A 21,797-nucleotide genomic window follows, 5' to 3' on the forward strand; every position below is an offset into this window, starting at 1 on the left:
AAGAGGTGTTCGTTGGGCGTGAGGCTACTTTTCGGTCGATTCGTCTTGTTGAAAACGTATGGCCAAGCTCTCTACGAGTTCTAACATCAACTCTCGATCACGTTGTTTTAATGGAGCTAATAACGCTTTAATTCGGTGTGTTTGATCATCGACATGAATACTGGCTTGGCCTAAAAGCTCCGCTGCTTCGCAGTTGAATATCTCGGCTAATTCTAATAAGCGTATAATATTGGGAATAACTCGCCCTCGCTCGATTCGAGAAACGGCTTCGTTGCCAACCCCAAGGCGTTCGGCTACTTCTTCTTGGGTCAACTGGCTGCGTATTCGCTGTTTGGCGATGGCTCTGCCGATGTTGCTAGCTAGCCGTTTCTGTTCGGTTTTATTCACACGGTCCTCCATATAACCTTGAATGGTTGGGGAACGGCCTATTGACATGAAGGACTGTTTAGGTTGAATATCACCTTCGCAGGTTGATAATGAGTGGCATCATCTGCTTTTTTTGCAACGCGTACTGAAAGGCGATAACTAACAAAGTTAAATCTATTTAAATTGATCATCTAAAATAAAAACGTGGTGAGATTCATTAAAACTTAAAGGCCGTATAGTAATGGCCATAAGCGTTATTGTTTGAAGTGTTGGCTGGAAGAGCAAGAGATGAGATGTCTGCCGTACGTTAAGTCATTAAAAGACATCCCTGTTGAACACTATGGTTCAGGTGGTATCCATTGGCATGAATAACAAGGACGGACAATGCTCTTTAAGGTAGCTGTTCAAACGTAACAGCCACTATCACTGTATGGTTCAGGGATGATCACACAGCGGTCAATTCGGCTTTGATCAAAGCATTTGGCTTGCCAACGTGGCTTACCTATCAAACCCGAAGGCGCTTAATATCATGTCTCCTACGACGGCACCAGAAATTTTCCAACAGCTCGCCGAAGGATTGTCCCGTGTCAATAAAAGCGGGTTCTTTCACCATTTAGCAAGCACCTTGGCGAAGTTGCTCAGCGTCGACCACGCATTGGTCGCTCGTATCGATCATCGCGATACCGCCACGCCATTGGCCATGTGGTCCGAAGGTACGTTTGTCGAGGCGACCTCCTATCTGCTTTGTGGCACCCCCTGTGAGCGAGTGAAGAGTGCGCACGCTTGTTTTCATATCACTTCCCAGGCGCGTGCCTGCTTCCCTAACGATGCTCGACTGACAGCGCTCAGTGTCGAAAGTTATCTCGGTGTCCCCATGGCTGATGCATCGGGCCGCTGCCATGGGATTCTCGTGCTCATGCATTCGCGACCGCTTCGGTTGCCTCGATACACGAAAGAGGTCATGCGTATCGTTGCCTCGTTAGCAGGCGTCGAACTCTCCCGTCAGATCATCGGTCATCAGGCCGATCAGCGTATTGCCAGTAAGCAACGGGCGTTGAGGTTGCTGAGTAGAGGAAATGACGCACGGTTTCACGCCCACGATGAAACGTCGCTACTGCAGTCGGCGTGCCGCGTTCTAGTGGACGTCGGAGGCTACACGGCGGCTTGGGTGCATCATGGTCTGCCTGGGGAGGAAGGCGTCGAAGGGGGGCTAAAAGCCTGTGTCGATAGAGAAACCGATGTGTCGGGTTGGTTAAGTCCAAAGCAGCTGCTGGTGGAGGGCTATAGCCGCGAACTACGTCACCAAGCGATGGCCCGCCGTGCACCGGTGGTATATTCGCCTCGGCTCGATCCCGACGCTTCGGGGCACGATGCCACGCTGGTGGCGCTAGACGTCGCCGTGTTGGTGGCGTTGCCGTTGGTGTATCGGGGGCAACTGCTCGGTGTCATCACGCTCTATCAAAGCGATGATGCGCCCATGACGGCTGCCGAAGTGCGCTTATTGAGTGAACTGGCTGACGATATCGCCTTTGGTATCGACAGCCTTCGACACCGTCAAGCCGAACAGCGTATCCAGCATGCGGTGGCTCAAGTGGCCACCGCCGTGTCGGCGCAGCACGGCGAAGCCTTCCTGACGCAATTGACCGATCACATGGCCAACGCGTTGGCTGCCGATGTCGGCTTCATTGCGACGCTCGATGATCAGGACCCCAACGTTGCCAATGTGTTGTCGCTCTACGTTAACGGCGAGCGTCAGCCTGCGTTTAGCTACCATTTGGCAGGCGTGCCCTGTCAGGACGTGTTGACACAGCGTGAATGTATCGTGCTCGAAGGGGCTGGTATTCGTTTGCCGGTCGAGTCCAATGGCGCACTGTCATGGGTCAACGCATACGTTGGTCGACGCTTGGACGATGCCCATGGGCGTCCTATTGGCATTATTGGCGTGATGTTCAAAGCACCGCTCTCGGAGACGAAAATCGTCAGCGCGGTATTGCAAATATTCGCCGCAAGAGCAGCGTCCGAACTTGGCCGCCAACGTGACGAGGCTCGCATACGCCAACTGGCCTATTGTGATGCAGGCACTCGGTTACCCAACCGCACGGCTTTCATGCAGCGGCTCGAGCAGTGTGTCAACGCCGAAGCGCAGCTACCTTTTGCGCTATTGCTGCTCGATCTCAACCACTTCAAAGAGATTAATGACACCGCTGGCCATGATGTCGGTGATTTGGTGCTAAAAGAAGTCGCGCAGCGCTTTCGCAGCGTACTGCCTACGGGAGAGTTTGTCGCCCGGCTAGGTGGAGACGAGTTCGTGATCATTTGCCAGGAAGCGAACGACGAGCAACACGCCCAACAAATAGCGGACACCCTCTGTGCGAGTCTCCATGAGCCGATCATGATAGAGCAGCACTCGTCTGAACTGTCAGTGAGCGTGGGAATCGCGCTATACCCGGCCCACGGTCAATCGGCGCAAGCGCTCTTGAAGCATGCCGATATCGCTATGTACCAAGCAAAGCGCCAGAAACTGTCGACGCGTACGTTCGAGTATTGGATGGGGCATGCGGTCGCACAACAGCTGCATATTGCCAAGCGCCTGGCACTGGCGATTGCAAACCACTCGTTCTATTTACATTTCCAGCCGCAGGTGGATATGCGCAGTGGCCAACTCATTGGGGCGGAAGCGCTGTGTCGTTGGTGGGACGACGAGTTGGGAGACGTCTCGCCCGGGCAGTTCATCGCCATTGCCGAAGAGCGTGGAATGATCGTGCCGCTTGGCAACTGTGTCATCGATAAAGCTTGCCAGCAGTTAGCCCAGTGGCAGCGTCAAGGTCTGCAACTGCACGTGCCGTTAGCTATCAACATTGCGGCCGACCAGTTCGAAGATAGCGATCTGGTGGCGACGCTGCTGGCCAGTTGCCGCACGCACGGCGTGTCTCCTCACGCCTTGAGTATCGAAATCACCGAGAGCGGGATCATGGCCCACCCAGACGATGCCATCGCCATCACCGAGATATTGAAGGGGCATGGCATGGGGCTCTCGATCGATGACTTTGGTACCGGTTATTCGTCATTGGCCTATTTAAAACGCTTTGCCGCCGATAGGATCAAAATCGATATCTCGTTCGTGCGCGATATGCTCACTAGCGACAATGACCGCATCATCGTGGCCACTATCATCGCCATGGCCAAAACGTTAGGGCTGGAAACCATTGCAGAGGGCATCGAGACCAAAGCGCAAAGTGAGGCGCTATTGGCCATGGGCTGTACCCAGGCCCAAGGGTATTACTATGGCCGACCGCTGAGTGCCGAGCAGTTTGCTAAGCACTGGTTGACATAGTGCCGTTTGGAGACTGATTGAGCGTGTGCGACGGGCACTCACCAAACTGCTGCTTGTAGTCGTGGGCGAACTGCCCCAAATGCCAAAAGCCCCAGTACGTCGCAATCTCGGTGACCGTTTGGGGCGGCTCGGCCGCGCGTAACGCACGGCGAACGCGATTCAGCCGCGTTAGTCTTAGAAACTGCAGCGGGCTGATACCTAAAATCGTCGTAAAGCTATATTGCAGCGTGCGTCGGCTCACATGTGTCAGCTCGCATAATGCTTCCATGGTAATCGGCGCGTCTAGATGCGCATCGACATACTGCTTGACCCGGTCGACGACGGCCTTTCGGTGAACGTAGCTAGGGGGCAGCTCTTTGCTGGGCTGCTGGGCATCCAGCAGCTCTAACAGGCCAGTCAAGAGAATATCCTGATGCAGCCTCTCGGCGATGGCGCTCTGCTGCTGGCCTAACAGGCGTTCCAAAAGAAACAGTAAGGCGCGCAGCGTGACAGGGTTCACATGACGGCGGGGCGCAGTCATCCACTGCTCATCCAGCGTGATGCCCTGGCGCTCGGCAGCGGCGTATAACGCCGGTAGACGTATCACCACCCCGTAAATATCGAAGCCTTCCGGGGTCACCAATTCAAAATCGCGCCCGCCGGGGCGGCACATTACTTGCTGTGCGTCGAGGGGTTGTCCATTGATACGCGACCCCGCCGAGCGGGGTGGAATCCCCAGCCACAGTGAGTTCTCCCACACCCGACACTCCTGACGCAGCGCTTGGCCCGTGTGCTCTTTGAAGACTTGAAGGGCAGGCAGCGCAATTTCATCCAGCCGTCCGTAAAAACGTCCCGGGGTGAGCTGGTCGTACTGCTGCTGCCAGCGGGTCAGATTTTGCGCATGCTCATCGGCATCGAAGGCTTCTTGAATGCACTTTTTTGGTGCGCTTTGAGTCGGCGTCGAGGACATCACCCGCTCCTAGTGGCGTGACCGACTGGCGCCCACGCCTTGTTGTCGTTATTAATCCACTGTTTCTTATTGGTTTTTATATCCTTGGTGTGTTTTGCCAAAACTCGATACTCCCCGTTAAGTGATAGCGCTATTGTGAGAACAAGCAAGTTTTGTTCCTCAACGCGCATACCGCGCCTTGAGTATCGAATAGGTAAGAGAAGGGAAGGCCCATGGCGCAGACCTATCACACCACGGTGGGAAGCCGCCGCTATCGCTTTAGCGGACTCGCCGAACTGATGGCCAAAGCCACGCCGCCGCGCTCGGGCGACCGCCTTGCCGGGGTGATGGCAGAATCGGCAGAAGAGCGAGTCGTCGCCCAAATGGTGCTGGCGGAGCTACCGCTCACCACCTTTTTGAACGACGCGCTGATCCCCTACGAGCAGGACGAAATCACCCGTCTGATCATCGACGACCACGATGTAGAGGCATTTGCACCGCTAAAGCACCTCACCGTAGGCGATTTTCGCAACTGGCTGCTCTCTGACCACGCCACCAGCGAAGCGCTGGCAGCTGCCCGCCCCGGTATTACACCGGAAATGGCCGCGGCGGTGAGTAAGCTGATGCGCAACCAAGACCTCATGCTGGTGGCCAAAAAGTGCCAAGTGACGACGGCATTTCGCAACACCATTGGGCTGCCGGGGCGGCTTTCGACCCGCTTACAGCCCAACCACCCCACCGATGATGTGACCGGCATCGCGGCGAGTATTCTCGATGGCCTGCTGTATGGCAGCGGCGATGCGGTGATCGGTATCAACCCGGCCACCGATAACGTCGCCCAAAGCATCAAGCTGATGCGCCTGATGGACGACGTGATCCAGAAATACGAGATCCCTACGCAATCCTGCGTGCTGACTCACGTGACCAACACGCTGGAGGCCATCGAGCAGGGCGCTCCGGTGGATCTGGTCTTTCAATCCATCGGCGGCACCGAAGCCACCAACCGCAGCTTTGGATTCGATTTGAGCATCCTGGCGGAAGCAGAAGCCGCCGCACAAACGCTCAATCGCGGCACCGTGGGTCGCAACGTGATGTATTTCGAAACCGGCCAGGGCAGTTCGCTCTCCGCCGACGCCCATCACGGGCTCGACCAGCAAACCTGCGAAGCCCGGGCCTACGCCGTGGCGCGCAAGTTCAATCCGCTGCTGGTCAACACGGTGGTGGGATTCATTGGCCCCGAGTATCTGTACGACGGCAAAGAGATCACCCGTGCCGGGCTCGAGGATCACTTCTGCGGAAAGCTCCTGGGTGTGCCGATGGGGTGCGACGTGTGCTACACCAACCACGCCAACGCCGATCAAAACGACATGGACAACCTGCTGACGCTGCTGGGCGTGGCAGGCTGCAACTTCGTGATGGGCATTCCTGGCTCTGACGACATCATGCTCAACTACCAAACCACCTCGTTTCACGATGCGCTCTATGCCCGTCGGGTGTTGGGGTTAAAAGCCGCACCGGAGTTCGAGCAGTGGCTGGCCAAGATGCAGATCTTTCAAGATGTGAGCACCCATCGCCTGAACGACCAGCTGCCTGCTGCCTTTGCCAACAGCCTGCGCCACTTGCCGAAGGGGAGCGACCAAGATGCCTAAACACCCCACGCAGGAAACCACTGCGCCGATCGTCATCGAGAACCCCTGGGAGCGTCTGCGCGCCTTCACCGATGCGCGCATTGGGCTAGGGCGTGCGGGCGTGAGCCTGCCCACCCAGCAGCTGCTTGCGTTTCAGCTCGCCCATGCCCAAGCCCAAGATGCGGTCCACTGCCCGCTGGATTGCCAGACGCTGGCCGAGGAGCTGACCCAAACGCTTGGCTTGAGCACCACACCGCTTGCAGTACATAGCCGTGCAGAGGACCGCGCGATGTACCTGCAGCGGCCTGATTATGGCCGACGGCTCAATGAACACTCCCGGCAGGCGCTGCAGCAAGCGGCAGAGGGCGGCCAACGGTTCGATTTGGCGGTGGTGATCGTCGATGGCCTCTCGGCGCTGGCGGTACAGCAAAACAGCGCCCCGTTTCTCACCGCGCTGTATGACGCACTCGGGCGCGACAAGAACGAATGGCAGCTCGCGCCGCTGATCCTTGTCGAGCAAGGTCGCGTGGCCATAGGTGACGAAGTGGGCGCGCTGCTCAACGCCGACGCGGTGCTGGTCATGGTCGGCGAACGCCCCGGCCTTAGCTCCCCAGATAGCTTAGGGCTGTATATGACCTGGGGCCCCGAGGTGGGCTTAAAAGATGACCGGCGCAACTGCATCTCCAACGTGCGCCCGGCCGGGCTTGCGTATGAAGAAGCGGCCCGGCGTTTGCTGCTGCTGTTAACCGAGGCGCGGGAGCGCAAGCTCTCCGGCGTGAAGCTCAAAGATCGCAGCGAAGATAACGTCTTGGAGGGCGGCAGCGGTTCGACTCGAAACTTCCTGGTGGCCGATTGACGGTCACCACGCGCAACAACGCTAACGATATTTTCAATAACACCGCTGACGTCATTTCAATAACACCGCTGATGGCTCTCCCAATAACAAGACGGAACCAGGACCACAGCACGCCGCTGACACCCATTGCGTTCCACACTGAAAAGGGCAAAACGATGACACAACCAACGGTTGATCAGGCGTATCTGGCCAAGCGCCAGCTGCGTAAAGGTACGGCAGGCTGGATGCTGCTCGCGGGGCTTGGGGTTTCCTATGTCATTTCCGGTGACTTTGCGGGCTGGAACTTTGGCATCGCTGAAGCAGGCTGGGGCGGGTTTGCGATTGCTGCTTGTTTGATGGCGCTGATGTACCTCGCGCTGGTGCTGGCGCTGGCGGAAATGTCCGCTGCGATTCCTGCCGCTGGGGGCGGTTACAGCTTCGCTCGGCAAGCCATGGGGCCTGCGGGCGGCTATTTGACTGGACTTGCCGTGTTGATCGAGTACGCGCTGGCCCCGGCGGCCATCGTGATTTTTATCGGCTCGGCGGTAGAGGCCTTGTTAGGCGTTAACGGGCCGCTGGTGTATCTGCTGTTTTATGCGGTGTTCATTGGCATTCACTTGGCGGGTGTCGGTGAAGCGCTGAAAGTGATGATGGTGATCAGCGGTTTGGCGGTCTTTGCCATTCTGGCCACTGCGGTAGCGCTAATTGGTGACTTCGATGCGGCCAACCTGTTCGATATTGCCCCCACCGAGGCGGCGGGTGCGAGCACCTTCATGCCTTTTGGCTGGTACGGCATTTGGGCGGCGCTGCCCTTTGGTATGTGGCTGTTTTTGGCCGTTGAAGGGGTGCCGTTGGCGGCCGAAGAGGCGAAAGACCCTGCTCGCGATATGCCTAAAGGCATTATCGGTGCCATGCTGTTTCTGCTCTTCACCGCCCTGCTCGTGGTGGTGCTGTTAGCCGGTGCCGCAGGTGCGGAGATGATTGGCCAAAGCGGCGTGCCGCTGGTGGATGCCTTGAATGCTGCAGGTAACCCGACGCTGGCGACCCTGGTCAACGTGCTGGGCCTGGCGGGTTTGATCGCCTCCTTCTTCTCGATCATTTATGGCTACAGTCGCCTGGTGTTCGCGCTCTCTCGGGCAGGCTATTTGCCCAAACCGCTGTCGCTGACCAGCGAGCGTAAAGTGCCTTACTTAGCGCTGATAGTGCCCGGCATCTTTGGTTTTCTCGCGTCGCTGAGCGGCGAAGGCGATCTGATGTTAGGCATGGCGGTCGTTGGTGCGACTATCTCCTATGCATTGATGGCCTTTAGCCATATTTGGCTGCGTCTCAAGCAGCCCGATCTGCCGCGCCCCTATAAAACCCCAGGCGGCGTGGTCACCTCAGGCATCTCCCTGGTGCTCTCGCTCGTCGCGCTGACCGGCGTTTATGCCTTCGATCCTCGGGCGTTCAACTACACCATCGTGCTGTTCATTGCTGGAGCGGCGTACTACTTCCTCTACAGCAAACACCATCTGGTGGCGAAAACCGCCGAAGAGGAGTTCGCGCTAGTGACCGCCTCGCCGGAGGAGGCCGAGCCCGTCGCTCCGGCGGCTGCTTCCGCAAAGCTGTAATCACGGCGGCGCATCGCCTAGTCTGAACCATGTCAATGCGCCTCTGGGCTCTTGCTCAGGGGCGTTGTCTTTGGCGGACAAGGAGGAGCTCGAAGGATGCTGAACTTTAACGAATCGAACATGGCCGAGGCAGAGCAGCGGCGCTGGTACGCGGTGGACGATGGCGTGATGGGCGGCGTGTCCCACAGCGGCTTTCGTTTGGACGCGGGCGCTGGCTGCTTTTATGGCGAGGTGTCGTTGGAAAACGGCGGCGGCTTTGCCTCGGTGCGCCGTGAACCAGACGGTTTCGAGCCGACCCTAGCCCACGGCCTAGGCGTTACGCTGCGCGTGCGTGGCGATGGTCGTACCTATCAGCTACGGTTCAAAAGCAGCGCGCTAAAGGAGGCCAGCGCCTACCGGGTGGCCTTCACGCCCACGGCTCACCAGTGGGAAACGCATCGATTCACCTGGGCGCAGTTCGATGCGGTGCGCCGGGGCACGCTGCTTTCCAGCGCGCCGGCTCTCGACCCATCGACTATTCACCAGCTCGGATTTTTGATTGCCGACCGCACCGCGGGGCCGTTTCGTCTGGAGGTTGCCTCCATTGCGCCGTATTCACAGAGCTGACACTGACAGGGCTAACACTGACAGGACTAAGGTCGTCTCGTATGTAGTGGGCCGTTCACGGACCCTGGGAAGCTCTCTTTCGACGTGAGCCCGCGTGATGAAACACTCCCCCGCGTACCGCCTAGCGGCCACCGTGCTGCACGGTTTCGATGAGTACCGTGCCCGCTTCAAGCAGATCACTTCCGATGCCAGCCGCCGCTTTCGCGACGCCGCCTGGCGAGAGGCGCAGCAAGCCTCCGCCGCGCGGATCAACCTGTACGGTGAAAAAGTCGAGGAGACGCTCGGTCGATTGCAGCGCACCTTTGCCCAGGAGGTGCTGGCCCACTGCGAAACCTGGCAGGAAGCACGCGGACACTACGCCCAGTTGATCAGCCAGCGGTTGGATTACGAGCTGGCGGAAACCTTCTTCAATTCGCTGTTCTGTTCGGTGTTTCAGCATCGCCATATCCGCAACGACTGGATGTTCGTCTACAGCTCCCGGGAGAATGCCGCGCACCGCTCGGGCATCGATCTGTGCCGTCGGTATGACGTCAACGGCGACTGGGCAGGGGCGCTCGCTTGGGCGCTGAGCGAAGCCCCGTTCGAGTCCCCCTTTGCCGACGTCGAGCGCGACAGCCAGCTCGGCGCTGGATTGCTGGAAGCTCAGCTCCCTGCTGCGATTTGGCAGGCAGACGATGCCCAGGTAGAACTACTCAACAGCGTGTTTTACCGCAACAAAGGGGCGTATCTGGTGGGGCGACTTCTAGGTGGCGGCGAGCAGGTCCCCTTGGTGCTGCCCGTTCTACATGGGGAAGGGTATGGCGAGCAGCAGGGGGGCGATCCCTGCCTGCACTTGGATACGGTCCTCACCGAAACCGATGAAGTGTCGATCATCTTCTCGTTCACTCGCGCCTATTTCCAGGTAGACGTGCCGGTGCCGGGAGAGTTCGTCGCCTATCTAAAACAGCTCATGCCCCACAAGCCCGAGGGCGAGCTGTACGCCGCCATTGGCTTTTTCAAACACGGCAAAACCGAATTTTTCCGCGCGCTGAATCAGCAGGTGGCCAAGCGCGAAGAGCGCTTCATGATCGCGCCGGGGGTACGGGGCATGGTGATGGCGGTATTCGTGCTGCCGAGCTTTCGTACCGTGTTCAAGATCATCAAGGATAAGTTCGACCCCGCCAAAGAGGTCACCCACGCCATCGTGCGGGAGAAGTACCGGCTGGTAAAACGCCACGACCGGGTAGGGCGCATGGCCGACACTCAGGATTTTTCCAACTTTATCGTCCGCCAGGATCACTTCGAGCCGGAGTGTTTGGCCCACCTGCTGGAGGTCGCTCCCTCCACAGTGTCGCTGAAAGAGGACAAGGTGATCATCAAGCACTGCTACACCGAGCGAATGATGACGCCGCTGAATATCTATCTGGAGCAGTGCAGTGCCGATGAGCGAGTGATGGTGCTAAAAGATTACGGCAACGCCATCAAGCAGATGGCGGCGGCGAATATTTTCCCTGGCGATATGCTGCTGAAAAATTTTGGCGTCACGCGCCACGGGCGGGTGATTTTCTACGACTACGACGAGGTGAGCTATCTCACCGAGTGCCGCTTCCGTCATATTCCCAAATCCCAGGGGGTCGACAGTTACATGGATGGCGGGGCCAGCCTGTCCATTGGCCCCAACGATATCTTCCCCGAAGAGTTTGGCCCGTTCATGTTTGCCAACCCGGAACTGCGCGCACTATTCATGGAGCAGCATCCGGAGCTGTTCGACCCGGACTACTGGTTGGGGCTGCAGCGGGCGATTCTGGAGGGGCGGGTGATCGACGTGTACCCGTATCGCAACAAGCAGCGGTTCGCGGGCACCGTGGGGCAACTGGTACATTAGGCGTTTACTGGACGACGTAAGCCGAGGACAGCATGACTTCAGCCCCGCACTTGGTGGTATTTACCGGCTCGGGAATCAGCGCGGAGAGCGGCATCAAAACCTTCCGCGCCAGCGATGGCCTCTGGGAGGATCACCCAGTAGAGGAGGTCGCCACGCCGCAAGGGTGGCGGCAAGACCCAGAGCGGGTATTGGCGTTCTATAACCAGCGCCGGGAGCAGATTCGCCGTGCAAAGCCCAACGCTGCCCATAAAGCGCTGGCGGCGCTGGAGCAGGAGGGCTTCAAGGTCAGCGTGATTACTCAGAACATCGACGACCTGCACGAGCGGGCAGGCTCCCGTCACGTGCTGCACCTGCACGGCGAGATTTCAAAGGCCCGCTCATCGGTGGATGCGCGGCTGCGCTACCCGCTGTCAAAGGGCGGAATTGCCCTGGGCGATGTGTGCGATAAGGGCAGCCAGCTGCGCCCAGACGTGGTGTGGTTTGGCGAAGCGGTACCGCTGTTCGAAGAGGCCTGCGAGCTGGTGAGCCAAGCGGACTTTCTGCTTGTGGTGGGTACCTCGTTGGCAGTGATGCCCGCCGCATCGCTGCTCACCTATATCGATGCCGACACTCCCTGCGCGCTGGTAGACCCCGACGCCGATGAGCTAAGCCCACCCGGCGTGCTGGCGATCAATACCACGGCGGGGGAAGGCGTGCCGGCGCTGGTTAACCAGTGGCGTAAGCAGGGGAATTTGATCTTACCTTGATTTAACTACTGGGGAGGTTCGCTCAACCCTAGGCGGGGGCGCTGTGAACCCCTCCATGGGCGCTACTTTCGCCATCTGACCGCCATGGATGGCGGGAATGCCGGGATGGTTGGGAACATTGACCGGCCCTGGCGAAAGACCCCCGCTACGGGTTGTTCGAACCGGCCGATAGCACACTAGAGGCACTATTCTAAAAACCACGCTTTCATCACCCCAGTAATCTGGGTGAGCTCGGCATCTGTCGCGATATAGGCGGGCATGGTGTAAAGCCAGCGGCCAATGGGGCGCAGCCACACGCCCCGCGCTCGGGCAAATGCGGCAACGCCTTTCAGCGCTTCGCTGCTGTGGGCTTCGATCACCGCCGTTGCGCCCAACACGCGCACGTCCGCGACGGCCGGATGTGCGCGCAGCGCTACGTCTTCTAATAGCTCGCGCTGTAACGTTTGGCTGAGCGCGGCAATTTTCTCCAGGTAATGCTCCTCCTCGAACACCTTCAGGCTCTCCAGCGCCACGCGGCAGGCCAGGGGGTTGCCCATAAAGGTGGGGCCGTGCATGAACGCGTGGTGCTCGCTGTCGCCAATGAACGCCCCGTGAACCCGGTCGGTGGCCAGCGTGGCCGCATGGCCCAAGTAGCCGCCGGTCAGCCCTTTGGAGAGCACCATGATATCTGGCGTGACGCCCGCGTGGTCGGCGGCAAACAGCTTGCCGGTGCGGCCAAAGCCGGTAGCGACTTCGTCGAAAATCAGCAGCACGCCAAACTCATCGCACAGCGCCCGTGCGCCGCGCAGGTAGTCCGGCGAGGTCATGTTCAGCCCGCCCGCCGCTTGCAGCAGCGGCTCCATCAGGAGTGCAGCAATCTCATGGTGGTGGCGCGCTAGCACCTCCCGCAGCCCGGCGAGGTCCCGCTCTACCTGCTCTGGCGTCGCGTCGAAGGGGGCCGTGGGGGCTGGGGCGAAGTGGTGCTGGGGCAGCAGGCTGGCGAACAGACCATGCATGCCCTCTTCGGGATCGCACACCGCCATGCAGCCGGTGGTGTCACCGTGATACGCCTTCATCAGCGAGAGCATTTTGCGCTTGCCGGGGAGGCCCGAGAGCACTTGGTACTGCAGCGCCATCTTCATGGCGACTTCCATGCCCACCGAGCCGCTATCGGAGAAGAAAACATGATTCAGCCCCGGCGGGGTAATGCGCACCAGCGCCCGCGCCAGCTGGTCGGCGGGGTCGTGGGTGAGGCCACCCAGCATCACATGGCAAAGCTCCCCCGCCTGCTCGCGAATGGCGGCGACGAGGCGCGGATGGCCGTAGCCGTGAATCATGCACCACCAGGAGCAGGTGGCATCCAGCAGGCGCTCACCGCTGTCTAGCGTAAAGTAGCTGCCGCTGCCACCCACCACCTTGGGCGCAGGCGTTTGGGTCTTGAGGTGGGCGTAGGGGTGCCAAACGGGAGAGTTCATAGCGTTGCTTCCTGGGTGGCAAAAGGGAGCAACGCATCAAGGAAGATAAAGCGCTGCGCGGTGGAGGCATCGGCGTGTGCCAAATGAGGAATGAGCCCTAGGCAGGGAGCAGGTAAGGCGCGCTTCAGCAGCGCCACATTGGCCGTGAAGCGTGCGCTATCGCTGGCAAAGGCAGGATCTACCACGCTGCCCACCCAGCCCGCCAGCGTCAAGCCATCGGCAGCGATGGCCTCGGCAGTGAGCCGAGCATGGTTGAGGCAGCCCAGTTTTAGCCCGACCACCAGGATCACCGGCAGCCCGAGCGCGCAAGGCAGGTCGGAAAAGTCGTCTGCATCATTCAGCGGCACCCGCCAGCCGCCTGCGCCTTCGATTAGCGTCAGATCCCGTGGCGTGCCGGTTAACGTGTCGCTGAGCGCCTGAGTAACGCTTGCCACGTTAAGCACCGCACCTGCTTCCAGGGCGGCGAGATGCGGTGCAATGGCGGGAGCAAAGGTCCAGGGGTTGATCGTTGGGTAATCCACTGGCGGGAAGCTTTGCGCCTGTAGCGCCAGGGCATCGCGGTTGCGCAGGCCGTTGGGCGTGGCCTCGCTACCTGAGGCAATGGGCTTCAACCCTAGCGTGGTGAGCTGGCGCTGGCGGGCGGCGCACAGCAGCGCGCTGGTGGCCAGGGTCTTGCCCGCATCGGTGTCGGTACCAGTAACGAAATAAGTGTTGTTCATCTCGCGCTTTCCAGTCGTAGCGTCAGGCAGTGGTAGCTCACCGGCAGCCCCTGCGGTGTGCGCAGCGATTCATAGCGAGCCTGGGCATTAATGAGCGCTTGGCGGGTCAGTCGAGCGTTGGGTCTGGCTACTTGGGCGCCTACGCCTTTGATGGAGGCCATGACGGCGTTCATATCGGAATAGAAAAACCGCCGCTGCGCACGGGTATGCTGGATGAGGCGCAGGCCGCTTTGCTGAATCGCCCGCTGTACGGTGCTGGCATCCGGTGTTTGCAGCAGCGCCTCGGGCCGCTGCCAAGCGGTGGCGACTTCGCTCAGCGTGCCGGGCAGCAGGGTGGTGATGCGCGCCTGCCCACCCGGGGCGAGCACCCGGGCGAGCTCCTGCATCACTGCGCCGATATCCGGACACCACTGAATCGCCAGGTTTGAGAACACGAGATCCACGCTGGCATCGCTGAGCGGTAGCGCGGCGGCATCTCCCTGCTCCCAGCGTATGGCATCGCCATACTGCGCCTGTGCCTGGGCGAGCATACCGGGCGCTAGATCGAGCCCGGTGATGGCAGCATCGGGATAGTGTTCCGCTAGCCGCTGGGTCCAGTAGCCGGTGCCGCAGCCCAGGTCGAGCACGTGATGAGACCTCTCGGGCAGCGTTTGCCAAAGCGCCTCGCCGATATCGCGCTGGGCGCTGGCGAGGGTGTCATAGCGTGGTGCCGCTCGGGAAAAGGCCCGAGCCACACGCTCCTGCCAGTGGGTGAGTGGAAGCGGGGTAGCCGGTGAGTTCATCGCGGCTCCTGGAGGATGGCCTGCTCGGCCAGCCGTGCCGCCAGTGGGGCGGGCTGGGAGAGCATGGGGCAGTGTCCTGCGGCTTCCAGCCGTAGCGCTTGCTGGCGAGAGCGGCCGGGTAGCAGCGGGTCATGGGCTCCCGCCAATCGGCGGATAGGGCAGGGAGGGTGCGCGAGCAGTGCTCGGTTATCCAGCGTCTCGAGCCACATGAGCCCTTGCGCGAGCGTGTCGGTATCGGCGTGGGGAGTCTCGCCTAACCGTGCGCGTAGCTGGCGGTGGGCCTCGCGGGCGTTGGGCTCGCCTTGGGCCTGCCAGCGTAGAAAGTGCCGCCACGTGGCAACCGGATCACGATGGAAGGCGCGCTGAAAGCTGGCCAGCTCCTCATACGTCACACCGCCATCCTCCCCGTCACTGCAAAAACGGCTGCCTGCACCCAGTAGCAGCAGGGCCTGGGGCGGCGGCAAGTGATCGAGCAGCGCTGTGGCCAGCAACCCTCCCAGCGACCAGCCTACCCAGACGGCATCGCTGGGTAGCTCGGGGGCCATCCGTTCGGCCAGGGCGGCGATGCTCATCGGCGTGGACAGCGCTGGAGACTCACCGTAGCCGGGCCACTCCACTGGGGTGGGTTCGATGGTAGGGTGCCAGTGCGCCGCCAGCGTCTGCCAAATGCGGTAATCAACGCCCCAGCCTGACAGCAGGATGAGCTTCATTGTTGCTTCTCCCGCAGGCAGGCAGCAGCAACCTCCAAGAGCCTGTCGATATCGCTTTGGGTGTGGCGAGCGCTCAGGGTGATGCGCAGCCGCGACTCGCCGTTGGGCACTGTGGGCGGTCGAATCGCCCCTACCTGGATATCGTGCTGGTCGAACGTGGACGCCCAGGCCAGGGTACGCTGTTCGCTCCCCAGTAGCAGCGGCTGGATGGGCGTTTGGGAGTGGCCGAGTGGCAGCCCTAAGGCGGCCGCCTGCTGGCGAAAGTAGTGTATGTGGCGAGTGAGCCGCTGGCGGTGCTCGGGCTCCCGCTGCACGATGGTGAGTGCTTCTAACGTGGCGGCAGCAATCGCGGGCGGCTGGGCGGAGGTATACACGTAGCTGCGGGAAAACTGAATCAGGTGTTCGATCAACGCGGCGTCACCCGCCACAAATGCGCCTGCGGTGCCTAGTGCCTTGCCCAGGGTGCCGACCAAGATCGGCACGGCGTGGCTATCAAAACCTTCTACGCAGCCCGCGCCGTGTTCACCCAGTACACCGAGACCATGGGCGTCGTCGATCATCAGCCAGGCGTCGTGCTGCTGGCTGAGGTGGGCGAGCTGCTCGATGTCGGCGATATCGCCATCCATGCTGAACACGCCGTCGCTGACCACCAGCTTATGGGTGGCCGTGCTGCGCTCGAGCAGGCGCTGTAGATCGTGACCATCGCGGTGGTGATAGCGCCGGGAGCGTGCGCCGCTCAGCGCGGCCCCGTCGAGTAGCGAGGCGTGATTGAGACGGTCCTGAAATACCGCGGTGTTCGAATCCGCTAGCGCCTGCAGTACGCCCAGGTTCGCCATATAACCCGTGGAGAACAGCAGCGCCCGCTCGCGCCCGGTCCACTCGGCCAGCGCCTCTTCCAACGCATCGTGAATGCCCAGGTGCCCGCTGACCAAGTGCGACGCCCCGGCCCCGGCGCCAAAGCGTTTCGCGCCTTCCGCCTGAGCCGCCTGTACGCGTGGGTCTTGGGCAAGGCCTAGATAGTCGTTGCCTGAAAAGTCGAGTGCCCCATGGGCAGAAACCCGGCGGCTGCGCCAGCGCTGCTGACGCTCGCGCTCGTGGCGGGCTGCCGCCAAGCGCTGGTGCCACACCTCAGACACTGGCATCCACCGCCAGCGCCGCAGCGCGTTCGGCCTGGGCGTGTCGCTGCGCCTGTTGGGCCAGCCGCTCGGAATGCTGTGTGTCGTCTTCGCAGGTGTCGCGGCGCTCGGGGTGCAGGCCCAGCTTGGCAAACAGCGCGCGGTCGCGCTCTGCTTGAGGGTTGCTGGTGGTCAGCAGCTTATCGCCGTAGAAGATGGAGTTGGCACCGGCCAGGAAAGCGAGCGCCTGGGTGGATTCGCTCATCTGCTCGCGACCCGCAGAGAGCCGCACATGGCTTTGGGGCATCATGATACGGGCCACGGCGATGGCGCGGATGAACGCCAGCGGGTCTAAATCCTCGACGTTTTCCAGCGGTGTCCCCGGTACCTTGACCAGCATGTTGATAGGCACCGATTCAGGATGCGGCGAGAGCTTGGCCAACTGCTGCAGCAATGCGCTGCGATCCTGTGCGCCCTCACCCATGCCTAAAATGCCGCCAGAGCACACTTTCATACCGGCGTCGCGCACGGTGGCCAGGGTTTCTAAGCGGTCGCTGTAAGTGCGGGTGGTGATGATTTCGCCGTAGAAATCGGGGGAGGTATCGAGGTTGTGGTTGTAGTAGTCGAGCCCGGCAGCGGCCAGCCGCGTGGCCTGCTCGCCGTCGACCATGCCCAGCGTCATGCAGGTCTCGAGCCCTAGCGCCTTTACCTGGCGCACCATCTCTTCCACCGCCACTAAATCTTTATCCCGTGGGCTACGCCATGCGGCCCCCATGCAAAAGCGGCTGGCGCCTGCTTCTTTAGCTGCTTTGGCCTGGGCCACTACCTTCTCGATTTCCAGCAGCTTCTCTTTTTCTAACTGGGTGTTGTAGTGACCCGATTGGGGACAGTACTTGCAGTCCTCCGGGCAGGCCCCGGTTTTGATCGACAGCAGGGTAGACACCTGCACCGCGTTGGCGTCGAAATGCGCCCGATGCACCTGCTGGGCTTGAAACAGCAGGTCGTTAAAGGGCAGCGCAAACAGCGCGTTGATCTCGTCAAGCGTCCAGTCGTGGCGCGGCGCGGCATCCGCCGCGTGAAAAGCAGTCGAGGTGGCGGTCACGGGTAAACCTATATTCTTTTGAAGGTTGACAGAACTCTAGCGGGGCTGTGCTGAAGGTGTCAACTTTTTGAAGAGGGTTGGTTTACCATGAGTGGGGATAAGAAAGGCTAAAATATGCTAGCCTTTTGAAAGTAATAAATGGCTAGTGCGTAGGCTAAGGAGGTCAACGATGCGCTTAAATGATGTTCAGCGTCAGGCCATCGTCAGCGCCGTGAAGTCGTGTTTTGGGCCGCAAGCGAATGTAAAGCTTTTTGGCTCCCGCACGGATGATCAAGCCAAAGGTGGCGATATTGATCTTCTGATCACAACCGATATCCGCGATGTCAATGACATAGTACGGGCTGAAATGCGCTGCCAAGTAAAGCTTCAGCAGCTACTCGGCGAGCAAAAAATCGATATGCTGATTGATTATCCCAACCGCCAGAATTATCCGGCCATTTTTAGCATTGCTGAGCGGGCAGGGCTTCCATTATGACACAGGATATTGCACTACTACGTTTGCAAGAAGCATGGCGTGAGTGCCAACGGCATATGCATTTTATTGACTATGCGCTCTCCTCTCTTACACCATGCTTGCCGCTGTCGGGGAGTCAATTAGCGGCGCTGGACGATGCGCAGATTCAAAGCTTGGATCAATTCGTACTAAGATTTGGCAAATTACAAGATGCGATGGGGACTCGGCTGTTCCCCTCGGTGCTGCTTTACCTGCAAGAGCCCTACGAAGATCGCCCAATGCTGGATAAGCTCCATCGTTTAGAGAAATTGGGCTATTTGGAAGAAAGTGAGCAGTGGCAGTCTCTACGGATGCTTCGCAATCGCTTTGCCCATGAGTATCCAGACGACCCGGATAAAAATGCCGCAATATTGATGCTCGCCATTGAATCTGTGCCTAGTTTGGTGGCTATGCTTGAGCGTATTGGCCAAAAGTTGTCGCTGACATTTGAAAGATAGCTGCCGGAATAGCATCTGGCTGTTCAACCCCACGCTGCTTTATACTCTGCGCCCTTTGATGACCCACTGGAGCGCAGATGCCTGACGCGACCTCGCTGCCCCCTGAACATGATGCATTGACCGACCGCGACCCGGCCACCGGGCATCCGCGCCCGCCTCGTCGTGAATTCAAAGCGCGGGGCAGCTTCGTGACGCGCTGTGAGGGCTGCAACTTACCTGAGCTGAACTGCCTCTGCCCGTATCAGGTCAAGGCGGAGAGCGACGCTCAGGTATGGCTGTTGACCCACTCCATCGAGCACTACAAACCGACCAATACCGGGCGTTTGATTGGCGATGTGCTCACCAATACCCGCGTCTTCACCTGGTATCGCACCGCGCCGGACGACACGCTGGCGGCGCTGTTGGACGATCCGCGCTACGCGCCGTTCGTGATTTTCCCCGATGATCAGCCGGATTACGCCGACCGCGTGGTGGATATCGGCGCGGTGCATGCTGCCAAGCAGCAGGCGCGCATACCGGTATTCATCATTTTGGATGGCACCTGGCGTCAGGCGCGGCGTATGTTCCGCAAAAGCCCTTACCTGGATGCACTACCGGTGCTGCCGCTGCGTACCGAGCGGGAGACCCGCTACCGGCTGCGCAAGCCCGCCTCGAAAGCGCATCTGTGCACTGCTGAAGTCGCTATTGAGTTACTGCGTCAGAGTGGCGATGAAGCAGCGGCTAGCGTGCTGGATGACTACTTTGACGTGTTCAACGATAGCTACGCAGAGAGCCGCTATTATCGCAAGATCGAAGAGCCGACGGCGGCCATGCAGCGCCTGCTGGAGAGGCAGCGGGCAGCAGGAACCGCCGAGCGCGACTAGCGAGAAGGCGTGGTGCCGGGCAGCCAGCGCAGCAGCACTTTGCGGACCCAGTACCAGCGATTGATCAGTAGTGCCATGAAGATCAGGCTACAGCCCAGCAGTTGCAGTGCGGTCATGGTTTCGCCAAACCACCAGGCGGCAAACAGTGCGGTCCACACCGCTTCCAGCATCAGAATCACCGCTGCGTGGCTGGGCGTGGTCATGCCCTGCGCTTTGATTTGCAGAAAGAAGCGCAGCGAGCTAGCCAGCAGCACGCTGGCCATGAACCAGCCAAGAATCGAAGGGCCGAGCGCCAGCGGCTGATGCTCGACTGCCAAAGAGAGCAGCGTCAGCACCACGCCGACCGAGATAAGCTGAAGCGTCGTTAGCGGCAGCGCCGCCACGTTACGAACCACGCGGGTATTGACGTTGATCAAAAGCGCAAAGCAGAGCGCGGCGCACACCATCAATAGCTGGCTGGCCTCGATCCGAAATCCCGCATTGAGTGAGAGCAGGGCAAAACCCAGTAGCGCGATAGGCAGCGCGATCCACGTGCTGCGCGGTGGGCGGTCGCCAAACAGCAGCCGAGCGACGACGGGAACCAGCAGGATGCCCAGGCTATTGATGAAGGCGCTTTCACCCAGGTGATCGGAGTAGTGCAGCCCGAGTACCCAAAACGCGATGGCGGCGCTGAACAAAACGCCGACCAGCAGGCCACGGCGGATCCGGCGTATCGGCATACGGCGCAGAGCAGGCCAAGAGAATCCCAGTAGGATCAGCCCGGCGAGTAAGAAGCGCGTGCCGATGAACAGCAGCGGCGGCATGCCCACCAGCGCCTCCTTGGAGAATATCCAGCCACCGGCCGCCACGACCGTGACCAGCAGAAGCAGTGCGTCGGCCTGCCAGGGGGCTTGCTTGATCGAACTCACGCAGCGCCGCTGCCGAATAGCGCACCGGCGATTCTAAACCCAGCGACCCAGGTGCCCACTGCCGACCCCAGCGTAGCGAGAATGAACACCAGTAGGGTGCGCGAGACGCGGTTCTTCCACCAGCCTTTCAGCTGCGTCACGTCGTGTCGCAGACTAGAGAAGTCGCGCACTTTGGGCTTGCGCATATAGAGCTCTACCCCAGCGGCCACGAAGCCGGCCCCAATCGTTGGGTTGAGCGATGTGAGCGGCGCGGCAAAGAAGGTGGCAATGACCGTCACCGGGTGGGCGAGAGCGGCAATGGTGGCCCCGCCGGATAGAATTCCGTTGATCAAAAACCACTCGATGACTAGCTGCCAGCCAAGCTCGGTATTGCGCGAAAAGCCCACCACGAAACCGGTAATGACCAGCGCGGTAATCAGCCAGGGAGTGGCTTTCCACAGTTTGGAGGGCGGCGGTGTCGCTTCGAGTGACGCCCTCTCGATGGTGGGGCTTTCCGGCAGCGGTGCTTCCAGGTGCTCGCTCGTCCCCTTCAAATGTCCGGCGCCCAGTACCACCAGCACGTTCTGGTAGCGTCCGGGAGGTGCGTCTTCCGCCAAACGCAGTGCCATATAGCGGTCGCGTTCACGAATCAGCGGCGTATAGAGTGCCTCCGACTCTGCGGCAAACTCGCTGAAGGTCGCTTCCAGCATGTCGCCCTCTTTGAGCTTTTCGATATCCTCTTTGGAGACGTCCTGACGCGAGAGCACGCTGCCAATTAGTCCGGAAAACAGCGAGAAGCGCTGCCACCAGGGCACGTTGCGGTAAATGCGTTTGAGGGTGATGCCTACATCCCGGTCGACCAGCAGTAGCGGTAGGTCGCGCGAGCGGCACTCTTCCACGGCAGCGCGCATTTCGGCGCCAGGCTGAATCCCAGACTGCTCGGCAATACGCTGCTGGAACGCGCCGAGGGCGAGGCTTGCTGCGACCATCCCCGCTTTGCCCTGCTTGAATACCTGGAACAGGTCCTGCTCGCCCATGGCGTCGGGATTGTCCATGCTTTGGTGACGAGCGTCGCACAGCTCGATGGCCACGGCGTCGAACTGGCCGCTGTCGATCAATTGGCGAACGTCGTCCGCGCTCTCGGCCGACACGTGGGCCGTTCCCAGCAGGGTATAGTGCGTCGTGCCCACTTGAACGGTCGTCAGCGGGCCGCTAGTCGTGGGCAGCACGAGGCTCTCTTGAGCCAGCGGTGTTGCATCATCTTGGGTCATTAAAAAGTCTCAATGAATAAGTCACT

The 21,797-nt window shown here is 60.1% G+C and carries 20 protein-coding genes; 10 read left to right on the forward strand and 10 right to left on the reverse strand.

The annotated features are described in order from the left end of the window. Window positions 1-24: 24 nt before the first annotated feature. Window positions 25-387 carry a helix-turn-helix transcriptional regulator gene (locus FRH_RS08630; RefSeq protein ID WP_176558260.1) on the reverse strand — a complete coding sequence of 121 codons (363 nt, stop codon included), beginning with the start codon at window positions 385-387 and terminating at the stop codon, window positions 25-27. 508 nt (window positions 388-895) lie between these two features. Here FRH_RS08630 and FRH_RS08635 point away from each other — a divergent pair. After that, window positions 896-3,700, forward strand: coding sequence for a GGDEF domain-containing protein (locus tag FRH_RS08635; protein ID WP_139528388.1), 2,805 nt, complete (start codon window positions 896-898; stop codon window positions 3,698-3,700). Here the strand turns inward: FRH_RS08635 and FRH_RS08640 are convergent. Next, a complete protein-coding gene (locus FRH_RS08640; protein ID WP_219862787.1) occupies window positions 3,681-4,649 on the reverse strand; it encodes a helix-turn-helix domain-containing protein in 969 nt (322 codons plus the stop codon). The genes FRH_RS08635 and FRH_RS08640 overlap by 20 nt on opposite strands. Window positions 4,650-4,861: 212 nt before the next feature. On the opposite strand from FRH_RS08640, the gene FRH_RS08645 reads away from it, so the two are divergent. The 6 genes from FRH_RS08645 to FRH_RS08670 all read left to right on the forward strand — a co-directional run bounded on the left by FRH_RS08645 (window position 4,862) and on the right by FRH_RS08670 (window position 11,917). Beyond that, entirely contained in the window at window positions 4,862-6,277 is a 1,416-nt protein-coding gene (locus tag FRH_RS08645; protein ID WP_219862790.1) for an ethanolamine ammonia-lyase subunit EutB, read from the forward strand. After that, window positions 6,270-7,112 carry an ethanolamine ammonia-lyase subunit EutC gene (eutC, locus tag FRH_RS08650; RefSeq protein WP_219862792.1) on the forward strand — a complete coding sequence of 281 codons (843 nt, stop codon included), beginning with the start codon at window positions 6,270-6,272 and terminating at the stop codon, window positions 7,110-7,112. The genes FRH_RS08645 and eutC overlap by 8 nt, the downstream gene beginning before the upstream one ends. Before the next feature lie 155 nt (window positions 7,113-7,267). Beyond that, window positions 7,268-8,701, forward strand: coding sequence for an ethanolamine permease (gene eat / locus FRH_RS08655; protein WP_239295816.1), 1,434 nt, complete (start codon window positions 7,268-7,270; stop codon window positions 8,699-8,701). A 96-nt stretch (window positions 8,702-8,797) separates the two neighbouring features. After that, on the forward strand, window positions 8,798-9,307 hold the full coding sequence (locus tag FRH_RS08660; protein ID WP_139528393.1) for a CIA30 family protein: 510 nt from the start codon (window positions 8,798-8,800) through the stop codon (window positions 9,305-9,307). Between the two features lie 97 nt (window positions 9,308-9,404). After that, complete coding sequence (gene aceK, locus FRH_RS08665) at window positions 9,405-11,171, forward strand: bifunctional isocitrate dehydrogenase kinase/phosphatase (RefSeq protein WP_219862797.1); 1,767 nt, start codon at window positions 9,405-9,407, stop codon at window positions 11,169-11,171. Between the two features lie 32 nt (window positions 11,172-11,203). After that, entirely contained in the window at window positions 11,204-11,917 is a 714-nt protein-coding gene (locus tag FRH_RS08670; RefSeq protein WP_219862799.1) for an NAD-dependent deacylase, read from the forward strand. 185 nt (window positions 11,918-12,102) lie between these two features. On the opposite strand, the gene bioA is transcribed toward FRH_RS08670, so the two are convergent. Genes bioA through bioB form a run of 6 tightly spaced genes read right to left on the reverse strand, consistent with a single transcriptional unit; the run spans window position 12,103 to window position 17,799 of the window. Next, entirely contained in the window at window positions 12,103-13,371 is a 1,269-nt protein-coding gene (gene bioA / locus FRH_RS08675; RefSeq protein WP_219862801.1) for an adenosylmethionine--8-amino-7-oxononanoate transaminase, read from the reverse strand. Then, window positions 13,368-14,090 (reverse strand): dethiobiotin synthase, encoded by a 723-nt coding sequence (bioD, locus tag FRH_RS08680; protein ID WP_139528397.1) that lies wholly within the window; start codon window positions 14,088-14,090, stop codon window positions 13,368-13,370. The genes bioA and bioD overlap by 4 nt, the downstream gene beginning before the upstream one ends. Then, window positions 14,087-14,872 (reverse strand): methyltransferase domain-containing protein, encoded by a 786-nt coding sequence (locus tag FRH_RS08685; RefSeq protein ID WP_153843499.1) that lies wholly within the window; start codon window positions 14,870-14,872, stop codon window positions 14,087-14,089. Before FRH_RS08685 ends, bioD begins: the two co-directional genes overlap by 4 nt. Then, window positions 14,869-15,582 carry an alpha/beta fold hydrolase gene (locus FRH_RS08690; RefSeq protein WP_139528399.1) on the reverse strand — a complete coding sequence of 238 codons (714 nt, stop codon included), beginning with the start codon at window positions 15,580-15,582 and terminating at the stop codon, window positions 14,869-14,871. Before FRH_RS08690 ends, FRH_RS08685 begins: the two co-directional genes overlap by 4 nt. Further along, a complete protein-coding gene (gene bioF / locus FRH_RS08695; RefSeq protein ID WP_219862803.1) occupies window positions 15,579-16,724 on the reverse strand; it encodes an 8-amino-7-oxononanoate synthase in 1,146 nt (381 codons plus the stop codon). The genes FRH_RS08690 and bioF overlap by 4 nt, the downstream gene beginning before the upstream one ends. Continuing rightward, window positions 16,711-17,799 carry a biotin synthase BioB gene (gene bioB, locus FRH_RS08700; RefSeq protein WP_219862806.1) on the reverse strand — a complete coding sequence of 363 codons (1,089 nt, stop codon included), beginning with the start codon at window positions 17,797-17,799 and terminating at the stop codon, window positions 16,711-16,713. The genes bioF and bioB overlap by 14 nt, the downstream gene beginning before the upstream one ends. A 169-nt stretch (window positions 17,800-17,968) precedes the next feature. On the opposite strand from bioB, the gene FRH_RS08705 reads away from it, so the two are divergent. The 3 genes from FRH_RS08705 (at window position 17,969) to FRH_RS08715 (ending at window position 19,613) form a co-directional block, all read left to right on the forward strand. Next, entirely contained in the window at window positions 17,969-18,274 is a 306-nt protein-coding gene (locus FRH_RS08705; protein WP_139528402.1) for a nucleotidyltransferase domain-containing protein, read from the forward strand. Further along, a complete protein-coding gene (locus tag FRH_RS08710; protein WP_219862808.1) occupies window positions 18,271-18,750 on the forward strand; it encodes a hypothetical protein in 480 nt (159 codons plus the stop codon). The genes FRH_RS08705 and FRH_RS08710 overlap by 4 nt, the downstream gene beginning before the upstream one ends. A gap of 77 nt (window positions 18,751-18,827) precedes the next feature. Continuing rightward, window positions 18,828-19,613 carry a DTW domain-containing protein gene (locus tag FRH_RS08715; RefSeq protein ID WP_219862810.1) on the forward strand — a complete coding sequence of 262 codons (786 nt, stop codon included), beginning with the start codon at window positions 18,828-18,830 and terminating at the stop codon, window positions 19,611-19,613. Here the strand turns inward: FRH_RS08715 and FRH_RS08720 are convergent. Both FRH_RS08720 and FRH_RS08725 read right to left on the reverse strand, forming a co-directional pair. Further along, complete coding sequence (locus FRH_RS08720; RefSeq protein WP_281998086.1) at window positions 19,610-20,521, reverse strand: DMT family transporter; 912 nt, start codon at window positions 20,519-20,521, stop codon at window positions 19,610-19,612. The two genes, FRH_RS08715 and FRH_RS08720, sit on opposite strands and share 4 nt — an antisense overlap. Further along, the gene (locus FRH_RS08725; RefSeq protein WP_219862814.1) at window positions 20,518-21,771 is read right to left on the reverse strand and encodes a TraB/GumN family protein; all 1,254 of its coding nucleotides are present in this window, start codon (window positions 21,769-21,771) and stop codon (window positions 20,518-20,520) included. The genes FRH_RS08720 and FRH_RS08725 overlap by 4 nt, the downstream gene beginning before the upstream one ends. Window positions 21,772-21,797 lie beyond the last annotated feature (26 nt).

The organism is Halomonas sp. A020 (assembly GCF_027943625.1).
Taxonomy (GTDB): domain Bacteria; phylum Pseudomonadota; class Gammaproteobacteria; order Pseudomonadales; family Halomonadaceae; genus Vreelandella; species Vreelandella piezotolerans.

Coding starts and splice junctions, on each gene's coding strand:
- FRH_RS08715 (WP_219862810.1), top strand. CDS start 18,828: ATGCCTGACGCGACCTCGCTGCCCCCTGAACATGATGCATTGACCGAC.
- aceK (WP_219862797.1), top strand. CDS start 9,405: ATGAAACACTCCCCCGCGTACCGCCTAGCGGCCACCGTGCTGCACGGT.
- bioF (WP_219862803.1), bottom strand. CDS start 16,724: ATGCCAGTGTCTGAGGTGTGGCACCAGCGCTTGGCGGCAGCCCGCCAC.
- FRH_RS08670 (WP_219862799.1), top strand. CDS start 11,204: ATGACTTCAGCCCCGCACTTGGTGGTATTTACCGGCTCGGGAATCAGC.
- eutC (WP_219862792.1), top strand. CDS start 6,270: ATGCCTAAACACCCCACGCAGGAAACCACTGCGCCGATCGTCATCGAG.
- eat (WP_239295816.1), top strand. CDS start 7,268: ATGACACAACCAACGGTTGATCAGGCGTATCTGGCCAAGCGCCAGCTG.
- FRH_RS08725 (WP_219862814.1), bottom strand. CDS start 21,771: ATGACCCAAGATGATGCAACACCGCTGGCTCAAGAGAGCCTCGTGCTG.
- FRH_RS08635 (WP_139528388.1), top strand. CDS start 896: ATGTCTCCTACGACGGCACCAGAAATTTTCCAACAGCTCGCCGAAGGA.
- bioA (WP_219862801.1), bottom strand. CDS start 13,371: ATGAACTCTCCCGTTTGGCACCCCTACGCCCACCTCAAGACCCAAACG.
- FRH_RS08660 (WP_139528393.1), top strand. CDS start 8,798: ATGCTGAACTTTAACGAATCGAACATGGCCGAGGCAGAGCAGCGGCGC.
- FRH_RS08710 (WP_219862808.1), top strand. CDS start 18,271: ATGACACAGGATATTGCACTACTACGTTTGCAAGAAGCATGGCGTGAG.
- FRH_RS08640 (WP_219862787.1), bottom strand. CDS start 4,649: ATGTCCTCGACGCCGACTCAAAGCGCACCAAAAAAGTGCATTCAAGAA.
- FRH_RS08705 (WP_139528402.1), top strand. CDS start 17,969: ATGCGCTTAAATGATGTTCAGCGTCAGGCCATCGTCAGCGCCGTGAAG.
- bioD (WP_139528397.1), bottom strand. CDS start 14,090: ATGAACAACACTTATTTCGTTACTGGTACCGACACCGATGCGGGCAAG.
- FRH_RS08690 (WP_139528399.1), bottom strand. CDS start 15,582: ATGAAGCTCATCCTGCTGTCAGGCTGGGGCGTTGATTACCGCATTTGG.
- FRH_RS08685 (WP_153843499.1), bottom strand. CDS start 14,872: ATGAACTCACCGGCTACCCCGCTTCCACTCACCCACTGGCAGGAGCGT.
- FRH_RS08645 (WP_219862790.1), top strand. CDS start 4,862: ATGGCGCAGACCTATCACACCACGGTGGGAAGCCGCCGCTATCGCTTT.